Annotated in this window: 9 protein-coding genes; 4 read left to right on the forward strand and 5 right to left on the reverse strand. The window is 64.9% G+C overall.

The features are described 5' to 3' along the window. Positions 1 to 41: 41 nt before the first annotated feature. Positions 42 to 12,938, reverse strand: a complete 12,897-nt coding sequence (locus NTD80_RS29680; protein ID WP_262135796.1) for a non-ribosomal peptide synthetase — start codon at positions 12,936 to 12,938, stop codon at positions 42 to 44. A gap of 51 nt (positions 12,939 to 12,989) precedes the next feature. After that, a complete protein-coding gene (locus NTD80_RS29685) occupies positions 12,990 to 13,742 on the reverse strand; it encodes a thioesterase II family protein (RefSeq protein ID WP_262135797.1) in 753 nt (250 codons plus the stop codon). Between the two features lie 302 nt (positions 13,743 to 14,044). On the opposite strand from NTD80_RS29685, the gene NTD80_RS29690 reads away from it, so the two are divergent. Then, positions 14,045 to 14,596 carry an RNA polymerase factor sigma-70 gene (locus NTD80_RS29690; RefSeq protein WP_106803049.1) on the forward strand — a complete coding sequence of 184 codons (552 nt, stop codon included), beginning with the start codon at positions 14,045 to 14,047 and terminating at the stop codon, positions 14,594 to 14,596. On the opposite strand, the gene NTD80_RS29695 is transcribed toward NTD80_RS29690, so the two are convergent. The 3 genes from NTD80_RS29695 to NTD80_RS29705 all read right to left on the reverse strand — a co-directional run bounded on the left by NTD80_RS29695 (position 14,593) and on the right by NTD80_RS29705 (position 16,407). After that, positions 14,593 to 14,832 (reverse strand): hypothetical protein, encoded by a 240-nt coding sequence (locus NTD80_RS29695; protein WP_262135798.1) that lies wholly within the window; start codon positions 14,830 to 14,832, stop codon positions 14,593 to 14,595. The genes NTD80_RS29690 and NTD80_RS29695 overlap by 4 nt on opposite strands. 68 nt (positions 14,833 to 14,900) lie before the next feature. Continuing rightward, positions 14,901 to 15,689, reverse strand: a complete 789-nt coding sequence (locus tag NTD80_RS29700; protein WP_083221366.1) for a substrate-binding periplasmic protein — start codon at positions 15,687 to 15,689, stop codon at positions 14,901 to 14,903. A gap of 94 nt (positions 15,690 to 15,783) precedes the next feature. Beyond that, the gene (locus NTD80_RS29705; RefSeq protein ID WP_106803048.1) at positions 15,784 to 16,407 is read right to left on the reverse strand and encodes a TetR/AcrR family transcriptional regulator; all 624 of its coding nucleotides are present in this window, start codon (positions 16,405 to 16,407) and stop codon (positions 15,784 to 15,786) included. Positions 16,408 to 16,560: 153 nt separating this feature from the next. Here NTD80_RS29705 and NTD80_RS29710 point away from each other — a divergent pair, with 153 nt between their 5' ends. From NTD80_RS29710 to NTD80_RS29720, 3 genes are read left to right on the forward strand one after another with little or no spacing between them, the layout of a single operon-like run. Further along, positions 16,561 to 18,339 (forward strand): acyclic terpene utilization AtuA family protein, encoded by a 1,779-nt coding sequence (locus tag NTD80_RS29710; RefSeq protein ID WP_262135799.1) that lies wholly within the window; start codon positions 16,561 to 16,563, stop codon positions 18,337 to 18,339. Between the two features lie 12 nt (positions 18,340 to 18,351). Then, positions 18,352 to 19,224, forward strand: a complete 873-nt coding sequence (locus tag NTD80_RS29715; protein ID WP_262135800.1) for an SDR family oxidoreductase — start codon at positions 18,352 to 18,354, stop codon at positions 19,222 to 19,224. A gap of 3 nt (positions 19,225 to 19,227) precedes the next feature. Continuing rightward, complete coding sequence (locus NTD80_RS29720; RefSeq protein ID WP_262135801.1) at positions 19,228 to 20,844, forward strand: acyl-CoA carboxylase subunit beta; 1,617 nt, start codon at positions 19,228 to 19,230, stop codon at positions 20,842 to 20,844. The last annotated feature ends 10 nt before the right edge of the window (positions 20,845 to 20,854 follow it).

Below are 20,854 nucleotides of genomic sequence, written 5' to 3' on the forward strand. Positions count from 1 at the left end.
AGCCGGCTTGCCGGCGCTGAGCCCCTGGCGGACCACAAATATCAAAGCCCCTCCAGCTCCGCCATTAAATCACTCAACCGATCCACTTTCTCCGCGCTGATCTCGTTCGCCGCCAGCCCATCAATGTACTCGGCCAACTCCGCCACCGTGCTGCACTCGAACATGGCTCGCAGCGGTACATCGCGTTGCAGGGACTTCTGCACGCGCGAGGCAATCTGGGTGGCCAGCAACGAGTGCCCGCCCAGCTCGAAGAAGTTGTCCTGCACGCCCACCCGCTCGACTTTCAGTACCTCGGCCCAGATGGCGGCCAGGGTGGTCTCCAGTGCGTTGCGTGGCGCCAGGTAGTCCTGGCTGTGCAACTGGCCGATTTCGAGTGCCGGCAGGGCCTTGCGGTCGAGCTTGCCGTTGGCGTTGAGCGGCAGGCGCTCGAGCCATAACCAGTGCAACGGCACCATGTATTCCGGCAGTTCGGCGCGCAGGCGTTGCTTGATGCGGTCCAGGCGTTCGCTTGAACTCAGCGCTTCATCGGCCGCCACCAGATAGCCGACCAGATGCTTGCCGTTGACGCCTTCCTGCACGCCCACGGCGGCATCACGCACGTACGGCTGCTCGTGCAGGCGCGCTTCGATTTCACCCAGTTCGATGCGGTAACCGCGAATCTTCACCTGATGGTCGATACGCCCGACGTATTCCAGCACGCCATCACTGCGCCGACGCGCGAGGTCGCCGGTGCGGTACAGGCGCTCGCCCGGCGCGCCGAACGGGTTCGGCACAAACACCTGGGCGGTGCGCAGCGGATCGCTGACATAACCGCGGCCCACACCGGTACCGGCCACGCACAGCTCGCCGACCGCACCTTGCGGCACCAACTCCAGCGCGCCATCGAGCAGGTACAGGCGGTTGTTGTCGGTCGGTGTACCGATCGGCAGGTAAGTGCCACGGGTCGACGCCACATCGACGCGGAAGAACGCCACATCGTCCGAGCATTCCGCCGGCCCGTAGGCGTTCACCAGGCCAATCTGCGGGTATCGCTGCAGCCACTGGTGCGCGAGTTCCGGCGGCATCGCTTCGCCGGTCGGCAGCATCCAGCGCAGGCCGTCCAGGCTCATGCGCTCCTGGGCCAGCATGCCCTGGATCAGCGACGGCACGCTTTCCAGCACGGTAATGCCCTGGGCCTGTACATGCGCCAGCAGGCCTTGCGGATCGTGGGCAATGGTGTTCGGCACGATGTCCACCCGCGCGCCGAACAGCGGCGCGGCAAGGAACTGCCACACGGAAATATCGAAGCTTTGCGAGGCGGTCTGGGCGATCACATCCGCCGGCCCGAGGTCCAGGTACGGCACCTTGCTCAACTGGTTGTTGAGCATGCCGCGCTGTTCGACCATCACGCCTTTGGGCAGGCCGGTGGAGCCCGAGGTGTAGATCACGTAGGCGAGGTTGTCCGCTGCGCTGTAGATACCGGGATTGGCACCACGGCCAGGCACTTCTTCCCACACCAGCAGTTGGCAATCAAAACCCTGCAGCAGTTCGATGGCCTGCTCGCGGCACGCCTCGGTGCACACCAGCAACGGCGTGCGGCTCAGGTCGATGATGCGGCTCAGGCGCTGGCTGGGCAGCCCCGGGTCCAGCGGCAGGTAACCGGCGCCGGCCTTGAAGCTGCCGATGATCATGCCCAGCAGGTCCAGGTTGCGCTCGGCCAGCAACGCCACCGGTTGATCCAGGCCCACACCCGCCGCGATCAACGCGTGGCCAAGGCCGTTACTGCGCCGGTTCAACTCGTCATAGGTCCACTGCTGGTCGAGGCAGCTGGCGGCAATCCGCTGCGGATGCGCGGCCACCTGCGCCTCGAACAACTCGATGTAGCTGCTCTCCAGTGGATAGGCGTGTTCGCTCTGGTTGCAGCCGTCTACCAGGAACTCGCGCTCCTGCTCGCCGATCAGCGGCAGGTCGGCCATGTCGCCATGGAAGCCCTGCACCAGCGCCAACAGCAGGCGCTTGAATTCGCCGAGCATGCCTTGCACGGTGGTTTCGTCGAAATAACGCTGGTCGTAGGACAGGTGCAAACCGAGGTCATCCCCCGGATAACACACCGCCGTCAGCGGGAAGTTGGTGTGGGTGCGGCCGGAGTCCGAGGTGGCATTCAAGCTTTGTGCACGGTCCAGCACCGAGACTTCCACCGGAGCGTTTTCGAACACGAACAGGCTGTCGAACAGCGGTTGGCCCTTGGGCAGTTCACTGTGTTCCTGAATAGTCACCAGCGGCAGGTATTCGTACTCGCGCAGCTGCATATTGCTGTCGAGCAGGCCGCTCAACCACTCGCGAACGCTGCAACGCTGGTCGTCCTCGGGTAGCTTCACACGCAGCGCGATGCTGTTGATAAACAGGCCGACGGTGCGTTGCATCTCGGGCATTTCCACCGGGCGCCCGGCCACGGTGACGCCGAACAGCACGTCGCGGTCGCCGCTCAGGCGCCGCAGCACCAACGCCCAGGCTGCCTGGGCGAAGGTGTTGACGGTGAGCTGATGGGCCTGGGCCAATTCGCGCAACTGCGCGCCGTCGCGGGCATCGAGGCGGGTGTAGCAGTCGCCCACCACCATGCCGCCACTGTGACCGGCATGTTCACGCAGGAACGGCCGGTCGCTCGGGATCGGCGTGGTGCGCTCGAACCCCTGCAGGTTCTGCTGCCACCACTGGCGCGCTGCGTTCAGGTTCTGGCGTTGCAGCCAGGCGATGTAGTCGCGATAACGCGGCGGCGTGGCCAGTTGCGCCTCGCGGCCTTCGCCGAGGGCCGTGTAGAGCTCAAAGAAGTCATTCATCAGCAGCGAACGACACCAGGCATCGATGAGGATGTGGTGGTTGCTCATCATGAACCAGTAGCGCGCTTCGCCGACACGGATCAGGCGCAGGTGGAACGGCGCCTGGTTGAGCAGATCGAAACCGGCTTCGCGCTCCTGCTTGAGCAGCGCCTGCAGACGCGGCTCCTGCTCGCTCTCCGGGTCGGCGCGCCAGTCCAGATACTCGATCGGCGTGCTGCCGGGCTTGTGGATCACCTGCAGCATGTCTTCGCCGACATTCCAGCAGAATGACGCGCGCAACGCTTCGTGACGGGCAATCACCGCCTGCCAGGCCTGGGCGAAACGCTCGGGGTCGAGCGCGCTGTTGATGCGGTAGCGGTCCTGCATGTAGTAGAGGCCGGTGCCGGGTTCCAGCAGCGTGTGCAGCAGCAGGCCCTCCTGCATCGGGGTCAGCGGGTAGACGTCTTCGATGGCACTGGCCGGCACGGGCAACGCATCCAGTTGCGCCTGGGTCAGGTGGGCCAGCGGGAAATCGGACGGGGTCAGCCCGCCCACGCTGTCCTCAAGGCAATGCGCAACCAGGCTTTGCAGTTCGGCCAGGTAGGCATCGGCCAGCGCCTGGAGGGTCTGCGGGTCGTGGCGTTCACGGCTGAAGGTCCAGCGCAGCACCAGTTCACCGCCGTAGACCTGGCTATCCACGCTCAGCTCATTGGGCAGCGGCGCGTCCGGGTCATGGGCCAGGCCGGCGGACTCGTCCAGCGGATGGAACAGCGCATCGGCGCCGAAGCTCTGGTCGAACTGGCCGAGGTAGTTGAAGGTGATCGCGGCACTCGGCAACGCGGCCATGCTGCGCTTGCACAGATCATCCGCCAGGTAGCGCAGCACGCCATAGCCGAGGCCCTTGTGCGGCACGCCGCGCAGTTGCTCCTTGATCGCCTTGATCGAGTCGCCCTGCCCGGCTTGTGGGGTCAAGCGCAATGGATAGGCACTGGTGAACCAGCCGACGCTGCGGGTCAGGTCGATGTCGTCGAACAGCGCTTCGCGACCATGCCCTTCGAGTTGGATCAGCGCCGAAGCGTGGCCACTCCAGCGGCACACCACGCGGGCCAGGGCCGTCAGCAGCAGGTCGTTGACCTGGGTGCGGTAGGCGCTCGGCGCTTGTTGCAGCAGCTGGCGGGTGCGTTCGGCATCCAGGCGCACGCTGACGGTGTCGGCATCGCGGTGGCGCAGCGACCCTTGCGGGCGAGCGACCGGCAACGCCACCGCTGGGCCCGCCAACTGGTCCTGCCACACGCTCAACTCTTCGCGCAGCGACTCGCTGCCGGCATACGCCTGCAGGCGCGCGGCCCAGTCACGCAAGGCACTGGTCTTGGCCGGCAGGTTGACGGATTGGCCGTCGCTCAGTTGCCGGTAAACCGTCTGCAAGTCCTCCAGCAACACGCGCCACGACACGCCGTCCACCACCAAGTGATGGATCGCGAGCAAAAGACGTTGCTGGCCTTGCGGGCCATCCACCAACAAGGCCCGCAGCAGCGGCCCGTGTTCGAGGTCGAGGCTGCGTTGGGTGTCGGTGAACAGCGCGGTGCACTGCGCCATATCACGCACTTTCGCTTGCATCAGCACGCCGCCCTCGGGCACGGCCAGGTGTTCGGCGTGCCACTGCGCATCGCGCGGGGTGAAACTCAGGCGCAGGGCGTCGTGGTGTTCGAGCACCGCCAGCAGCGCCTGTTCAAGGCGATGAGGTTCCAGCAGTTGCAGCGGTTTGAGCAGCAAGGCCTGGTTCCAGTGCTGCCGGTTGGGAATGTCCGTATCGAAGAACCAGTGCTGGATCGGTGTCAGGCCCGAGGGCCCCGTGAGCACGCCCTGCTCGGCGATGACCTGCTCGGAGCGCGTGGCGACGGCGGCCAGGGTTTGCACGGTCTGGTGCTGGAACAGGTCACGCGGGCTGAAGTGAATCCCGGCCTGCCGCGCGCGGCTGACCACCTGGATCGACAGGATCGAGTCGCCGCCCAGTTCAAAGAAGTTATCGTCCAGGCCCACCTGTTGCACGTTCAACACCGCGCACCAGATGGCGGCCAGGGTCTGTTCCAGCTCGTTGCGCGGCGCCACGTAGTGTTGGCGGTTGGCCTCGGGGTCGGGTTGCGGCAAGGCGCGGCGGTCGAGTTTGCCATTGGCGGTCAGCGGCATGCTGTCCAGCACGATCAGGTGCGCGGGCACCATGTAGTCCGGCAACTGCGCCTTGAGGTGCGCCTTCAGCGCGTCACGCAAGGTGCCGTGGTCGGCGTCGCTGACCAGGTACGCCGCCAGTTGCTTGCCGCTCGGCGAATCCAGCGCCAGCACCACCGCTTCGCGCACGGCTTGGTGTTCCAGCAGGCGGGTTTCGATCTCGCCCAGCTCGATGCGGAAACCACGAATCTTCACTTGATGGTCGATGCGCCCGAGGTACTCCACCAGGCCATCGGCGCGTTGCCGAACCAGGTCGCCGGTGCGATACAGACGCCCACCGTTGGCCGCGAATGGATCCGCGACAAACCGCTCGGCGGTCATGCCTGGACGCTCGTGATACCCCTGGGCGAGGCCGGCACCGCCGACGTACAACTCGCCGGTCGCACCCTGTGGCACCAACGCCAGGTCGGCGTCGAGAATGTAGGCCACGCGGTCACCGATAATGCTGCCGATCGGCACGCTGGCCGCGCCCTCCTCCACGTGCTGCGGCGCCAGGCTGGCGAGCGGCATCACCACGGTTTCGGTCGGGCCATAGGCGTTGAAAAACACGTCGGGCTGGAACGCTGCGCGGATGCGCTGCAGGTGCTCGCCGGTGAGGGCCTCGCCACCGGTGATGCACATGCGCACCGGCAGCGTCTGGTGTTGGGTCGCCAGCCATTGCGCCAACTGGCTGCCATAACTCGGGGTGAAACCGAGGATGTTGATGCGATGGGTGCGGATCAGCGCGCAGATTTCCTCCGCATCCCACTGGCCCTGGGCACGCAACACCACCTGCGCGCCGCTGAGCAGCGGCACCAGCAGGCGCTCGGTGGCGGCGTCGAAGTTGATCGAATAGAAGTGCAGCTCGCAGTCATCCGGGCGCATGCCGAAGCGCTCGATCACCGCCTGGCAGTGCATGGCGATTTCACCGTGGGCGACCACCACGCCTTTCGGCTTGCCGGTGGAGCCGGAGGTGTAGATCAGGTACGCCTGGTGCTGCGCCAGGCTAATGAACGGCAGCTCGTCGGCCGGGTAATTTGCCAGCACCGGCAAGTCATCTTCCAGGCACCAGCAGGCCACGGTGGCCGGCAATTCGCCGAGGGCTGCGAACATCGCCGCATCGCTGAGCAGCAGGCCGATGCCACTGTCTTCGATCATGTAGTGCAGGCGGTCGAGCGGGTATTCCGGGTCGAGCGGCACATAGGCGCCGCCGGCCTTGAGGATTGCCAGCAGGCCGATGACCATTTCCAGCGAACGCGGCAACGCCAGGCCGACCCGCACCTGCGGGCCGACGCCGCGCTCGCGCAGCATCCAGGCCAGGCGATTGGCGCGGGCATCGAGTTCGGCGTAGGTAAGGGTCACGCCGGCAAAGGTCAGCGCCGGGGCATCCGCACGCTTGGCCGCCTGTAGGCTGAACAGTTGATGGATGCACTGGTCGAGGCGATGTTCACCGGCCTCGACGCCCAGGCTGTCCTGCAAGGCTTGTTGCTCAACCGCGGTCAGCAACGGCAGCTCGCTGAGGCGCTGCGCGGGATTTGCGATCAGGGCTTCAAGCAGGTTGCGCCAATGTTCGGCCATGCGCGCAATGCGCGGTTCATCGAACAGGTCGGTGCTGTAGGTCATGCAGCAACCCAGGCGATGGTCGAGGTCGGTGACTTCCAGGTTGAGGTCGAACTTGGTCGCGCGGGCATCGTTGGCCAGGTACTCGACAGTCATGCCGGCGAGTTGGCGGCTCTGCTGGAACTCCCAGCGCTGCACGTTGCACATCACCTGGAACAGCGGGTTGTAGGCCGCGCTGCGAGGCGGTTGCAGGGCTTCGACCAGATGATCGAACGGCAGGTCCTGGTGGGACTGGCCTTCGATCACGGTGTGGCGCACGTGCTCGAACAGCTCAGCGACATTCATCTGCCCATTGAGCTGGCAGCGCAGCACCTGGGTGTTGAGGAACGCACCGATCAGGCCTTCGCTTTCCGGGCGAATCCGGTTGGCCACCGGCGCGCCGATGCGCAGGTCGGTCTGGCCGCTGTAGCGGTAGAGCAACACGGCCAGGGTCGCGGTCATGGTCATGAACAGCGTCAGGCCGTGCTCGGCGTTGAACGCGCGCACGCGGGCGGCCAAATCGTCGCTCAGGTCGAAGCGGTACAGCTCGCCCTGATGACTTTGCACCGGTGGCCGCGGACGATCACCGGGCAGTTCCAGCAGCGGGTGTTCGCTGCCCAGCTGCGCCGTCCAGTAGTCCAGTTGGCGCTGGCGTTCGCCGCTTTCCAGCCACTGGCGTTGCCACACGCTGTAGTCCAGGTACTGCACCGGCAACGGCGGCAGCGGCGACAGGCGTTCATCGATAAACGCTTCGTACAGGGCGCTGAGTTCCCGGGCAAAGATGTCCATGGCCCAGCCTTCGGTGACGATGTGGTGCAGGGTCAGCACCAGGTAGTGCTCCTGATCGCCCGCCTTGACCAGGCACGCGCGCAGCAACGGCCCGGTCTCCAGGTTGAACGGCGTATGGGCTTCCTGATCGGCACGTTGCTGCAGGCGCTGCTGGCGCTCGGTTGCGTCCAGCGCCGAGAGATCCTGCCAGTCCATACGCAGGCCGGTCTGCGCCGAGACTTTCTGATAGGCCACGCCATCGACACTCGGGAAGGTCGTGCGCAGGGTTTCGTGGCGCATGACCAAGGCCTGCAACGCCGCCTCGAATCGCCCCACATCCAGCACGCCACGCAGGCGCGCCATGCCGCCGACGTTGTAGGCCGGGCTGTCCGGTTCCATCTGCCACAGGAACCACATGCGCTGCTGGGAATAGGACAGCGGCACCTTCTGGCTGCGGTCGACCTGGGCAATTGCCGTCTGCTGGTTGCGCTGGCCGGAGGCCTGGATCAGCGCCACTTGCTCGGCAAAAGCGCCCAACTCGCTGGCTTCGAACAACGTGCGCAACGGCAACTCGACGTCGCAGGCCTGGCGGGTGCGGGAGATGATTTGCGTGGCCAGCAACGAATGGCCGCCGAGGACGAAAAAGTCATCGCGCAGGCCCAGGCGCGGCACGCCGAGCACTTCGCGCCAGATCGCCGCGATCTGTTGCTGCAGTGCGGTTTGCGGCTCGATATGTTCGCGGGTTTGCCACACCGGTGCCGGCAAGGCACGGCGGTCGAGCTTGCCACTGGGGCTCAGGGGCATGGCGTCCAGGCGCATCAACAGCGCGGGCACCATGTACTCCGGCAGTTCGGCGGCCAGCGCGGCCTTGACGTCCTGTTCATCCAGCGCAGTGCTGGCGGTGTAGTAACCGATCAACTGCGCGTCGCGCACCAGCACCACGGCTTGGGCGATACCGTCCAGGGCCAGCAGGCGCGCTTCGATTTCTTCCGGCTCCACACGGAAGCCGCGCAGCTTGACCTGCTGATCGAGGCGACCCAGGTATTCGAGCACGCCGTCGGCGCTCCAGCGCGCGCGGTCACCGGTGCGATACAAGCGTGCGCCGCCCTCGCCCAGTGGATCGGCGACAAACCGTTCAGCGGTCAACCCGGCTCGTCCGAGATACCCGCGTGCCAGGCCGATGCCGCCGATGCACAGCTCACCCGGCACACCGGCCGGCAACGGATTGAGCTGCTCGTCCAACACGCGGCAGATCACATTGCCCAGCGGCCGGCCAATCGGTGAGCGCTCGCCGTCTGCGGCCGTGCACTGCCAGTGGGTGACGTTGATCGCGGTCTCGGTCGGGCCATAGCGGTTGTGTAGCTGCACTGCCGGCAACTGTGCCAACACACGGTTGCGCAACTCGGCGGGCAAGGCTTCGCCGCCGGAAAACAGGCGACGCAGGCTGGTGCATTCGGCCGCCAGCGGTTCATCGATAAACAGCTGCAACAGCGGCGGCACAAAGTGCAACGTGGTTACGCCGTGCTCCTGCACCAATTGCGCAATGCGATGCGGGTCGCGATGCTCACCAGGGCCGGCCAGTACCAGGCGGCACCCGGTGATCAGCGGCCAGAAGCACTCCCACACCGACACGTCGAAACTGATCGGCGCCTTCTGCATCAGCACATCGGTGTCATTGAGTTGATAAGTCGCCTGCATCCACTGCAAGCGCTCGGCCAGGGCCGCATGGGTATTGCCCACGCCCTTGGGCTGGCCGGTGGAGCCGGAGGTGTAGATCACGTAGGCGAGGTTATCGCCCTCCAGGTGCAGGCCCGGTGGCTGGGTCGGCCAGCTGTCCAGGTGCAGGCTGTCCATGGCAATCACGCACACGCCGGGCGCAGCCGGCACGCGGTCCAGCAACGCGGTCTGGGTCAGCAGCAGGTGTACGCCGCTGTCCTTGAGCATGTAGGCCAGGCGGTCGGCGGGGTAGTCCGGGTCCAGCGGCACATAGGCACCGCCAGCCTTGATGATCGCCAGCAGGCCGATCAACAGCTGCGGCGAACGCTCGGCGGCGATGGCCACGCACACGTCGGGGCCGACACCTTTGTCGCGCAGGTAGTGGGCCAGGCGGTTGGCCTGGGTGTGCAACTGGGCGAAGGTCAGGCTAGCGTCCTGCCAGACCAGCGCGGTGCGGTCCGAGGTCTGCTGGTTGAGCAACTCGGGCAGCCACTGCCGGGCCGGCGCACACGGTGCCGTGCTCCACGCGGGCTGTTCGTCCTGCAGCCTCAACGGCAGGTCGCCGAGGGTTTGCTGCGGCTGCTCGCAGACCGCTTGCAGCAGCTGGATAAAGTGCTCGGCCAGGCGCTGGAGGGTCGCGTGTTCGAACAGTTCATCGGCGTAATCGAAGGACAGGCTCAAGCGCCCATTACGGTCTTCTTCACTGTGCAGTTGCAGGTCGAACTTGGCTTCGCGGCTGTGCCACGGCAGCTCCTCGGCGAGCATGCCGGGCAGGCGGCGCAGGGCGCTCAAATCGCGTTGCTGGTGGTTGAACATGACCTGGAACAGACCTTGTTCGCGGGCCTGCGGAAAGGCTTCCAGCAGTTGTTCGAACGGCAAGTCCTGATGCGCTTGCGCGCCTAATACCGTCTCGCGGGTCGAGGCCAGCAGTTGGCTGAAGGGCAGGCGCCCGTCCAACTCGGCGCGCAGCACCAGGGTGTTGATGAAGAAGCCGATCAGGCCTTGGGTTTCCTGGCGCGGACGGTTGGCATTCGGCACGCCAATGCGGATATCGCGCTGGCCGCTGTAGCGGTAGAGCAGGCTCTGGAACGCCGCGAGCAACACCATGAACGGCGTGGATTGATTGGCCTGGGCGGTCTGGCGAATCGCTGCGCTGAGGCCGGCGCTCAAACGCACACTGTGGCGCGAGGCGCTGTAGCGTTGCTGCGCCGAACGTGGGCGATCAGTGGCAAGGCTCAGGGGCGGATGCTCCTCACCCAGTTGCGCTTTCCAGTACGCCAGTTGCCGCTGGCCTTCGCCCTGGGCCAGCCATTGGCGCTGCCAGCTGCCGTAGTCGGCGTACTGCAGGGTCAGTGGCGGCAAAGTCAGGGCCTGGCCCTGGCTGGCGGCGGCGTACAGGCGCGAGAACTCGTCGAGCAGAATATTCAGCGACCAACCGTCGGCGATGATGTGGTGAAGGGTGACCAGCAGTTGGTGATCTTCATCGTCCAGGCACACCAGGGTTACCCACAGCAACGGGCCTTTTTCCAGGTCGAACTGGGTGCGGGCTTCGTCCTCGCGGATCTGTTGCGCGCGGGCTTCACGTTCGGCGGCAGGCAGGTCACTGAGGTCGATGACTTGCAGCTCGAAATCGGCGTGAGCAGCCACGCGCTGGAAAGCCTGGCCATCGCGTTCGTAGAAACGCGTGCGCAAGGCCTCATGGCGTTGGATCAGTTGCTGGAAGCTCACGCGCACTGCATCTGCGTCCAACTCGCCCCGCAGGCGCAAGCCACCGGGGATGGTGTAGGCGCTGCTCTGCGGGTCCAGTTGCCAGGTGATCCACAGGCGGTTCTGTGCCAGCGATTGCGGCAGTTCGTCCTGGCGCGACAAGGCAGCAATCGCGCCTTGGGCCAGGCCACCGTCCTGTTGCAGTTGCGCCACACTCGCGGCGAACGCCGACAGCGTCGGCGCCTCGAACAGCAGGCGCAGGTTCAGTTCCAGGCCAAGGGTTTCGCGCAGCCGCGCGACCACCTGGGTGGCGGTGATGGAGTTGCCGCCGAGCAGGAAGAAATGGTCATCGGCGGCCACGCTCGGCACCTGCAATTGCTCGCACCAGATCGCTGCGATCCGGCTTTGCAGCTCGGATTCCAACGCCGCATCGCTTGCCTGCACGTGCAGGTCGGGGAACTGCGCATAGCTGTCGAGGCTGCCATCGGCGTGACGCAACGCACACGCGGCACGCTGCACTTTGCCGCTGGAGGTCTTGGGCAAGGCGCCGGGATTGAGCAACACCACCACACTCGGCGCTTGCTGACAGGCCTCGGCCACCGCTTGGCGGATCGCCTTGATCAGCGCGTCGGGCGGCAGGATTTTCTGCACGCTGCGGCTGATTTCCACGGCGATGCCGATCCCTTCCAGGCCCTGGTCATTCACCGCGAACGCCGCAACGCGACCCTTGCGCACCACCTCGACTTCGCGCTCGATGGTCTGCTCGATGTCCTGGGGATACAGGTTGTGGCCACGCACGATCAGCAGGTCTTTGAGGCGCCCGGTGATGTACACCTCGCCGTCTCGGATAAAGCCCAGGTCACCGGTGCGCAGCCACGTACGGCCGGCGTGTTGGACGAAAGTCCTCGCGGTGGCCTCGGGGTTGCGCCAGTAGCCATGGGCGATGCTCGGCCCGGTGGCCCAGAGTTCGCCGACGCGGTTGTCGGCCAGTTCACTCAAGGTCTGTGGGTCGGCGATCAGTACCGCGTGTTCCGGCTGGCTGGTGCCGCAACTCATGATTGCACTGCCCTGCCCAGGCTCGGCGCGATTGGCGGCCAGGGCCTGCTCGTCGACACGCAGCGCCGGGATGCCCTGGCCACGGCGACCACCGGCGACAAACAGGGTCGCCTCGGCCAGCCCGTAGGAGGCAAAGAAATTGTTCGGGGTGAAACCGCAGCTCGCGAACTTCTCGGCGAAGCGTTCCAGGGTGTCGAGGCGAATCGGCTCGGAGCCGGAATAGGCCACGCGCCAGCGGCTCAAGTCCAGGCGTTCCAGCGCGGATTCACTGACCCGCTCGCTGCACAGGCGGTAGGCGAAATCCGGTCCGCCGCTGATGGTGCCGCCGTATTCGCTGATCGCTTCCAGCCAGCGCAACGGCCGGCCGAGGAAATACGCCGGCGCCATCAATACGCACGGTACGCCACTGAAGATCGGTTGCAACAGGCCACCGATCAGGCCCATGTCGTGGTACAGCGGCAGCCAGCTGACGATCACGTCGTCGGGGTTCAGGTCGATACCGAAGCCACGGCGGATCAGCACTTCATTGGCCACCAGGTTGCCGTGGCTGACTTGCACGCCCTTGGGCAACGCCGTGGAGCCGGAAGTGTATTGCAGGAAGGCAATGTCGTCGGGCTGCAGCTCAGGGGCCAGCCAACGCTCGGCGATGCCGGCATCGAGGGTGTCGACACTCAGCACCGGCGGCGCGTTGTCGATCTGGGCCAGGCCATCGCCGAGGCTGGCGATGGTCAGCAGCAGGCGCGGTTCGGCATCGGCGATGATCGACAGCAGGCGCTCCTGATGGTGACGGCGCGTGGACTCCGGCGGATAGGCCGGCACCGCGATCACCCCGGCGTACAGGCACCCAAAGAACGCTGCGACGTAGTCCGGGCCGCTGGGGAACAGCAACACTGCGCGATCGCCCAGCGTCGCCTTCGCCTGCAAGGCGGCGGCGATGGTCCGGGCGCGCTGGTCCAGGTCACGGTAACTGAGCACCACGCTGTGCTCGGCCGACTCGGCGAGGAAGCGCAGGGCCACCTGGTCCGGGGTCTGCGCGGCACGACGTTGAAGGGACTCGACCAGGTTACGGGGAAGTTCGAAGGCGTCCATCATGGGGTTCCTGCCTGAAATCGGCTTACGGGAAATTCGGGAAGTGGGGAGCTGTCAGCCGGCGGCCAGTTGCCGCGCCGCGCCATTGCGCCAGCGGGCCAGGTGTTCATCGGCGTAACGGCGCACGCAGCGCAATACGGCGCTTTCGTGCTGCACAAGGAAGAAGTGGTGACCGTCGAACATGTCGAGGGAAAAGCCGCTGGCGGCATCGAGTTGCCAGTCGAGCAACTGGTCGGCGCGCACGCTGTCCTGCTTGCCGCCGAACACATGGATCGGCATGTCCAGCGGCGTGCGCTGGCCATAGATGAAGCTGCCGCACAGCAGGAAATCGGCGCGCAGGATCGGCAGCATCAACTGCATCAACTCGGGGTTGGCCAGGGCTTCTTCGGCGGTGCCTTGCAGCTCGCGCAGGCGGGCGATCAGCTGCTCATCGGTTTTCTCGATGGCGTATTCGCTGACATCCCGGCGCGCCGGCCCGGATGTGCCGGAGGCAAACAACGCGAGCGGCGCGGGCACACCGCGCGCCTTCAAGGCATGTGCCAGTTCGAACGCCAGCAGGCCGCCGAGGCTGTGGCCGAACAAGGCGTAGGGGCCGCTCAAGTCGCGGCTGATTTCTTCCGCGAGCTGCGCCGCCAGGGCCTTGATATCGCGCTGCAGGGGCTCGTCCATGCGCATGCCGCGCCCGGGCAATTCCAGCGGGCACACGTGCAGCCATTCCGGCAGGGCTCGGCGCCAACGCGCGTAGACCATGGCGCTGGCACCCGAATAGGGCAGGCAAAACAGGCGCAGTCGCGTCGGCGCAGTCATCGGCCGACGACTCCAAACTGAAACACGCTGTATGCACGATAGAAACCCATTTCGTCCTCCTGCGGGGGCTGATCCTTGGCCGTTTTACTAACGGACCTGTCACCCAGAAGAACGGACGGCACCGGCAAATAATTAGTCGCCGGGAGCGAGCGCGACGTGGTTCACATCTAACAAGAAAGCATAAGATTAGTTCGTCTTCTCATTTGACAATCATTATCATTAAGCATAATTTGTTGCCCGATGTGTAGGAGGCCTCAGCAAGGACGCCCTCCCCTAACCTCTTTTGCGACAAGGTGATTTCCATGACGGAACCAGTAACCACAGGCAGGTGCGACTCACCACTTCTCCAGGCTTTCGTCGACAATCGACTGATATTGGTGAAGATCGCGGCACGTATTACCGGCTGCCGCTCGCGGGCCGAAGACGTAGTGCAGGACGCCTACTTCCGGCTGCAATCCGCGCCGACGATCACCTCGTCGTTCAAGGCCCAGTTGAGCTATCTGTTCCAGATCGTGCGCAACCTGGCGATCGATCACTACCGCAAGCAGGCCCTGGAGCTCAAATACTCCGGGACGGAAGAGGAAGGCTTGAATGTGGTTATTCACGGCGCTTCACCGGAAACCTCGCACATCAACTTCAATACCCTGGAAAACATCGCCGACGCCCTGACGGAGCTGCCGCAGCGCACCCGCTACGCGTTCGAGATGTACCGCCTGCACGGCGTGCCGCAAAAGGACATCGCCAAGGAACTCGGCGTCTCGCCGACCCTGGTGAACTTCATGATCCGCGACGCGCTGGTGCATTGCCGCAAGGTCTCGGGCAGCCACAGCGATACGTTTGCACGCCGGGTCTAAACGTTGATGCGCGAAGGGCCGGCCCGTTGCGCGCCAAGAATCAGCAGCGCCGCGCGTTTATGGGCGAAGTCGAATTCTCGCTGGCAATGGGGACAACGATTCTGCGCGGAGCCTGCGGCCCCTTCTGCACACTGCGCATCCAGGTAGAAGTAATGCACCAGCGCCGCCAACCGCGCATCGAAACGCCGCAGGACTTCACCGTGGGAAAGGCCGCAAAGATCAGTGGGATGTGACATGAAGGACACTCGCAAACATCGTCAACCGTTGGTTGAGATGACGTGAGCAGCGCTAGGAAATTTAGCCTTCAGGGCGTCGGCATGACGTCAATGCGATAGGGTTCGAAAATCTTCAGCAGCTCGCCGCTGTCACGCAGGCGTTTGAGCAAGGCGGAAAAGGCTGCGCCGGTGATCGGCGCCTTGGGGCGCAGCAAGGCGTAGTGGTGATAGACCTGGTCGATGCGCTCCGAAACCAGGAACTGGCCGGCCATGTCCGCATTGCGCACCAGGAAATCACTCAGGTAGGAACGCGTGACCAGCGCAATATCCGCACGCCCACGCACCACCATCAGCAGGTTGCTGTCATGGGAATACGTCAACGTGGCGTTGAACTGCTCGGCCAGGTACTTGGGGTCAGGGTTGAAATGCGCGAAGGCGTAGTGATAACCGCTGAACACCGCCAGGCGTTTGCCGGTGAGGTCGGTGAAATAGTCCTGGCCGCGATCGAGCTGCCGCTGGGCGACGAAGATTTCCGCGTCTTCCAGGCCCATGTCCACGCTGGTGTGAGGAATTTTCTGCCAGCCCCAGTCGGGGTTTTCGAAAATGGCCATGTCAATACGGCCCTGCTCGAAATCACGAAAACGTCGCGGGATGGAGGTGGGCACCAGCACAAACTGGTAGTCGGCCTGTGAAGCGTTGAGCGCTTCGACCAACTGCGGCAGCAGCCCGGTGTCGGCGCCCTGCTCGGGGCGCACGGTGTAGGGTGGAAAGTGCGCGGCGCCGATCCGTACCAATTGCGCAGCCGAAGCCGGCATCCACCACGCGGTGCCCAGTGCCCAAAAAGTAAGTCCTGCAGCCAGCCGCCATGGCGAAAACATCAAGGCACACACCGTTCACTACGTTAATGGCGATAAGCTAGGCGTTTTTGTCTGGCGAGACAACTTTTTCACCGTCAAATGAATAGCTTGCGCCTCAGTCGGGCTTCAACACCATCAGCAGGGCTTCTTCAGCCAACTCTTCCAGCGTCAGGCTGCCCTCGGCGCGAAACCAGGTGGTGGTCCAGGACAGCGCACCGGTGAGGAAACGCCGGGTGATAAACACATCGCCCTTGATGTAGCCCGCCGCCTTGGCCTCACCCAGCACCTGCAGCCAGATCTGTTCATATACATCGCGCAGGGCCAGTACCTGGGCCTGGCCCTCGGCCGACAGCGAACGCCATTCATAGACCAACACCGCCATGGCTTCGCCACTGCCGCCCATGATCGACTGCAACTCGCAACGGATCAGCGCCAGCACGCGTTCGCGCACGGTGGTCGCCTCTTCGAGCGAGGCGCGCATCATCGCCGTGTTGTAATGAATGGTTTCCTCCATCACCGCCCGCAGGATCTCGTCCTTGCTCTTGAAGTGATGAAAGATGCTGCCGGACTGGATGCCCACGGCACCGGCCAGGTCGCGCACCGTAGTGCGTTCAAATCCCTTGTTGCGAAACAGGTGAGCCGCGGTCTGCAGCAACTTGCCCCGGGCACTGTCGGGGTCAGTCAATTGGCCACCGTCGACCATGGTGCGCATCACCCGCAGGGCTTTTTGCTCATCCATGCTGCTCTCCTCTACTTCTACGGACGTCTTGGCCGGCAATTTAGGCCGTGGCCGCCACCCAAGCAAGCGCTTGGGCAAAACTTGTGTCTGGAGTTTACAAACCAAGCGCTTGCTTGGTAGTCTCGTTGCCAGCCATTCGAGGAAGGATTTCTCATGAGCAAGACGGTTCGTATCGGCTGCGCCAGCGCCTTCTGGGGCGACACATGCACGGCCGCCGCCCAATTGGTGCACGGCGGCGCACTGGATTACCTGGTGTTCGACTACCTGGCGGAAGTCACCCTGTCGATCCTCGCCGGTGCGCGGATCAAAGATCCCCAGGCCGGCTACGCCACGGATTTTGTCGAAGTGTTGACGCCGCTGCTCGGCGAGATCCAGCGCCAGGGCATCCGCGTGATCAGCAACGCCGGCGGTATCCACCCGCAGGCCTGCGCCGCCGCCCTGCAAGCGGCCTGCGACAAGGCCCAGGTCCCGCTGAAAATCGCCGTGTTGCTGGGCGACGACCTGCACCCTCAACTCAAGCACCTGCACGGCATCACCGATATGTTCAACGGCGCGCCGCTGCCGCCACTGTGCGTGTCGGCCAATGCCTACCTCGGCGCACCCGGGATTGTCCAGGCACTGCAGTTGGGTGCGGATATCGTGATCACCGGTCGCGTGGTCGACAGCGCGGTGGTCAGCGCAGCGCTGGTGCATGCCTTCGACTGGTCCTGGCAGGACTATGACCGCCTGGCCCAGGCGGCACTGGCCGGGCACATCATCGAGTGCGGCGCGCAATGCACCGGCGGCAACTTTACCGATTGGCGCGACGTGCCGGACTACGAGCACATCGGCTTTCCCATCGTCGAAGTGAGTGCCGACGGCCAGTTCACCGTGAACAAGGTCGATGGCACGGGCGGCCTGATCAGCGAACTCAGCGTGGCCGAGCAACTGCTGTATGAGATCGGCGACCCACGCGCCTACTTCTTGCCCGATGTGATCTGCGATTTCAGCCAGGTCAAATTGCACCAGCAAGGCAAACACAGCGTGCGCCTGCACGGTGCCAGGGGCTTGCCGCCGACCGACCAGTACAAGGTCAGTGCGACTTACCCGGACGGCTTTCGCTGCACCGCCAGTTGCCTGATTGCCGGCATCGACGCGGTAGCCAAGGCCGAGCGCGTCAGCCAGGCGATCATCAACAAGACCGCCGAACTCTTCAGCCAGCGCGGCTGGGCGCCCTACACCGACGTGAACATCGAGCTGCTCGGCAGCGAGGCCACCTACGGCGCCCACGCCCAGCGCCAGGATTGCCGCGAGGTGGTGGTGAAACTGGCGGTGCGGCACCCGAGCAAACAGGCCTTGGTGCTGTTCGCCCGCGAGATCGCCCAGGCGGCCACCGGCATGGCGCCGGGGCTGACCGGCATTGTCGGGGGACGCCCGACGGTGTACCCGCTGATTCGCCTGTTTTCATTCCTGATCGACAAGTCCGCCTGTGAGGTGGTGATCGACTTCCAGGGCGACAAACACGCCTGCGCGCTGCCGACCGCCGACGCCCCTCTCCTGCCGGCCGCTGCCGTGGATCCGCCCAAACCCCAAGGCCGCGCGGACGCCAGTGTGCCGTTGGTGAAGCTGGCCGTGGCGCGCTCCGGCGACAAGGGCAACCACAGCAATATCGGCGTGATCGCGCGCGCGCCGGAGTACCTGCCGTGGATCGCCGAGGCATTGACCCCGGAAGTCATCGTCGACTGGATGGGCCACGTGCTCGACCCCGTGCACGGCCGCGTCGAACGCTGGTACCTGCCCGGCAGCCACAGCCTCAACTTCCTGCTGGAGAACGCCCTGGGCGGTGGCGGCATCGCCAGCCTGCGCATCGACCCGCAAGGCAAGGCCTTCGCCCAGCAACTGCTGGAAATTCCCATCGCCGTGCCGCAACACATCGCTGATCAACTCACTTAAAGGAGCGTTGCCGTGGCCTTCGATTCGATCTTCAAAGCCGACCTGTTCCAGGGACACACCGTGATCGTCACCGGCGGTGGCAGCGGGATTGGCCGCTGCACCGCCCACGAACTGGCGGCCCTTGGCGCCCGCGTGATCCTGGTCGGACGCAAGCCGAAAAAGCTGCAGAAGGTCGCGGCGGAAATTGCCGAGGATGGCGGCACTGCCCATTGGCAGGCCTGCGATATTCGTGATGAAGAGGCGGTGAAAGCGCTGGTCACGCAGATCATTCAAGCACATGGCCCTGTGCATGGCCTGGTGAATAACGCCGGCGGCCAGTACCCGTCGCCGCTCGCGTCGATCAATCAGAAGGGCTTCGAAACGGTCCTGCGCACCAACCTGGTGGGCGGTTTCCTGATGGCGCGGGAAGTGTTCAACCAGTCGATGAGCAAGCATGGCGGTGCCATCGTCAACATGCTTGCCGACATGTGGGGCGGCATGCCCGGCATGGGCCACTCCGGCGCGGCACGCTCGGGCATGGACAACTTCACCAAGACCGCCGCCTTCGAATGGGGGTATGCCGGGGTGCGGGTCAATGCCGTGGCGCCGGGCTGGATCGCCTCCAGTGGCATGGACACTTACGAGGGCGCGTTCAAGGCGGTGATCCCGAGCCTGCGTGAACACGTGCCGCTCAAGCGGATCGGCACCGAGTCGGAAGTCAGCGCGGCCATCGTGTTTCTGCTCAGCCCCGCCGCGGCCTTTGTCAGCGGCAGCACCCTGCGCATCGACGGCGCCGCCAGCCTGGGCAGCCGCGCCTGGCCGTTGCACAAGGCCGCGTCGCCGAGTGAACCGTTCAACGGCTTTCACCGCGCGTACCTGCCCGATGTCCTCAAGGCGGAGCGCTGAACCATGCCGGTGATTGAAAGCCTGATCGACACCCACAGCCCGCAGTTTGCGCAGAACCGCGAAGCCATGCTGGAAGGCATCCAACACCTGCGCCAGCTGGAACACGCGCTGCTCGCCAAGGCGCAGGCGGCCAAACCGAAGTTCGACCAGCGCGGCCAACTGCTGCCACGCGAACGCCTCAATTTGCTGCTCGACCCCGGCGCACCGTTCCTCGAACTGGCGAGCCTGGCCGGCTACAAACTGCATGATGACAAGGACGGCAGCGCCGCCGGCGGCGGCTTGATCGCCGGCATCGGCTACGTCAGCGGCGTGCGCATGCTGGTGGTGGCCAATAACAGCGCGATCAAGGGCGGCACCATTTCCCCCACGGGCCTGAAGAAATCCCTGCGCCTGCAACAGATCGCCATGGAGAACAAATTGCCGGTGGTGACCCTGGCCGAAAGCGGCGGGGCCAACCTCAACTATGCCGCCGAGATTTTCGTCGAAGGCGCGCGCAGCTTCGCCAACCAGGCGCGCATGTCGGCCATGGGCTTGCCGCAGATCACCGTGGTGCACGGCTCGGCCACTGCAGGTGGGGCGTATCAGCCGGGGCTGTCGGACTACGTGGTGGTGGTGCGCGGCAAGGCCAAGCTGTTCCTCGCCGGACCGCCGCTGCTCAAGGCCGCCACCGGTGAAGTCGCCACGGATGAAGAACTGGGCGGCGCCGAGATGCATGCGCAAACCGCCGGCACCGCCGAATACCTGGCGGAAAACGATGCCGACGGCGTGCGCATCGTGCGCGAGATTGTCAGCCTGTTGCCGTGGGATGAGCGCCTGCCGCCGGCGTCGAGACGGGCGTATGCCGAGCCGCTGTATCCCATCGACGAGCTGTTGGGGTTGATCCCCGATGATCCGAAGAAACCCTATGACGTGCGCGAGATCCTCGCGCGGCTGGCGGACGGCTCGCAGTTCCTCGAGTTCAAGGGCGAGTTCGATGCCCACACGGTCTGCGGCCACCTGCAGATCCAGGGGCGCGCCGTCGGCGTGATCGGCAACAACGGCCCGATCACGCCCAAGGGCGCGAGCAAGGCCGCCCAGTTCATCCAACTGTGCGACCAGAGCCGTACCCCGCTGCTGTTCCTGCACAACACCACCGGGTTCATGGTGGGCACCGAGTCGGAGCAACAAGGCGTGATCAAGCACGGTGCGAAGATGATCCAGGCGGTGGCCAACGCGCGGGTGCCTAAACTCACGGTGGTGGTCGGCGGTTCGTACGGCGCCGGCAACTATGCGATGTGCGGGCGTGGCCTGGACCCGCGGTTTATCTTCGCCTGGCCCAACAGCCGCACGGCGGTCATGGGGGGTGCGCAGGCGGGCAAGGTGCTGCGGATTGTCACCGAGGCCAAACAGTTGAAGGACGGCCTGGTGCCGGATCCCAAGGTGATGGACATGCTCGAGCAGGTCACGGCGCAGAAGCTCGACAGCCAATCCACTGCGCTGTATGGCAGTGCGAATCTGTGGGATGACGGGCTGATTGATCCCCGCGATACCCGCACGCTGCTGGGGTTGCTGCTGGATATTTGTCATGAGGCTGATGTGCGGCAGTTGCAGCCCAACAGCTTTGGTGTGGCGCGTTTCTAACGCTCAGGAG

It is taken from the genome of Pseudomonas sp. 13B_2.1_Bac1 (assembly GCF_025466155.1).
GTDB lineage: Bacteria > Pseudomonadota > Gammaproteobacteria > Pseudomonadales > Pseudomonadaceae > Aquipseudomonas > Aquipseudomonas aylmerensis.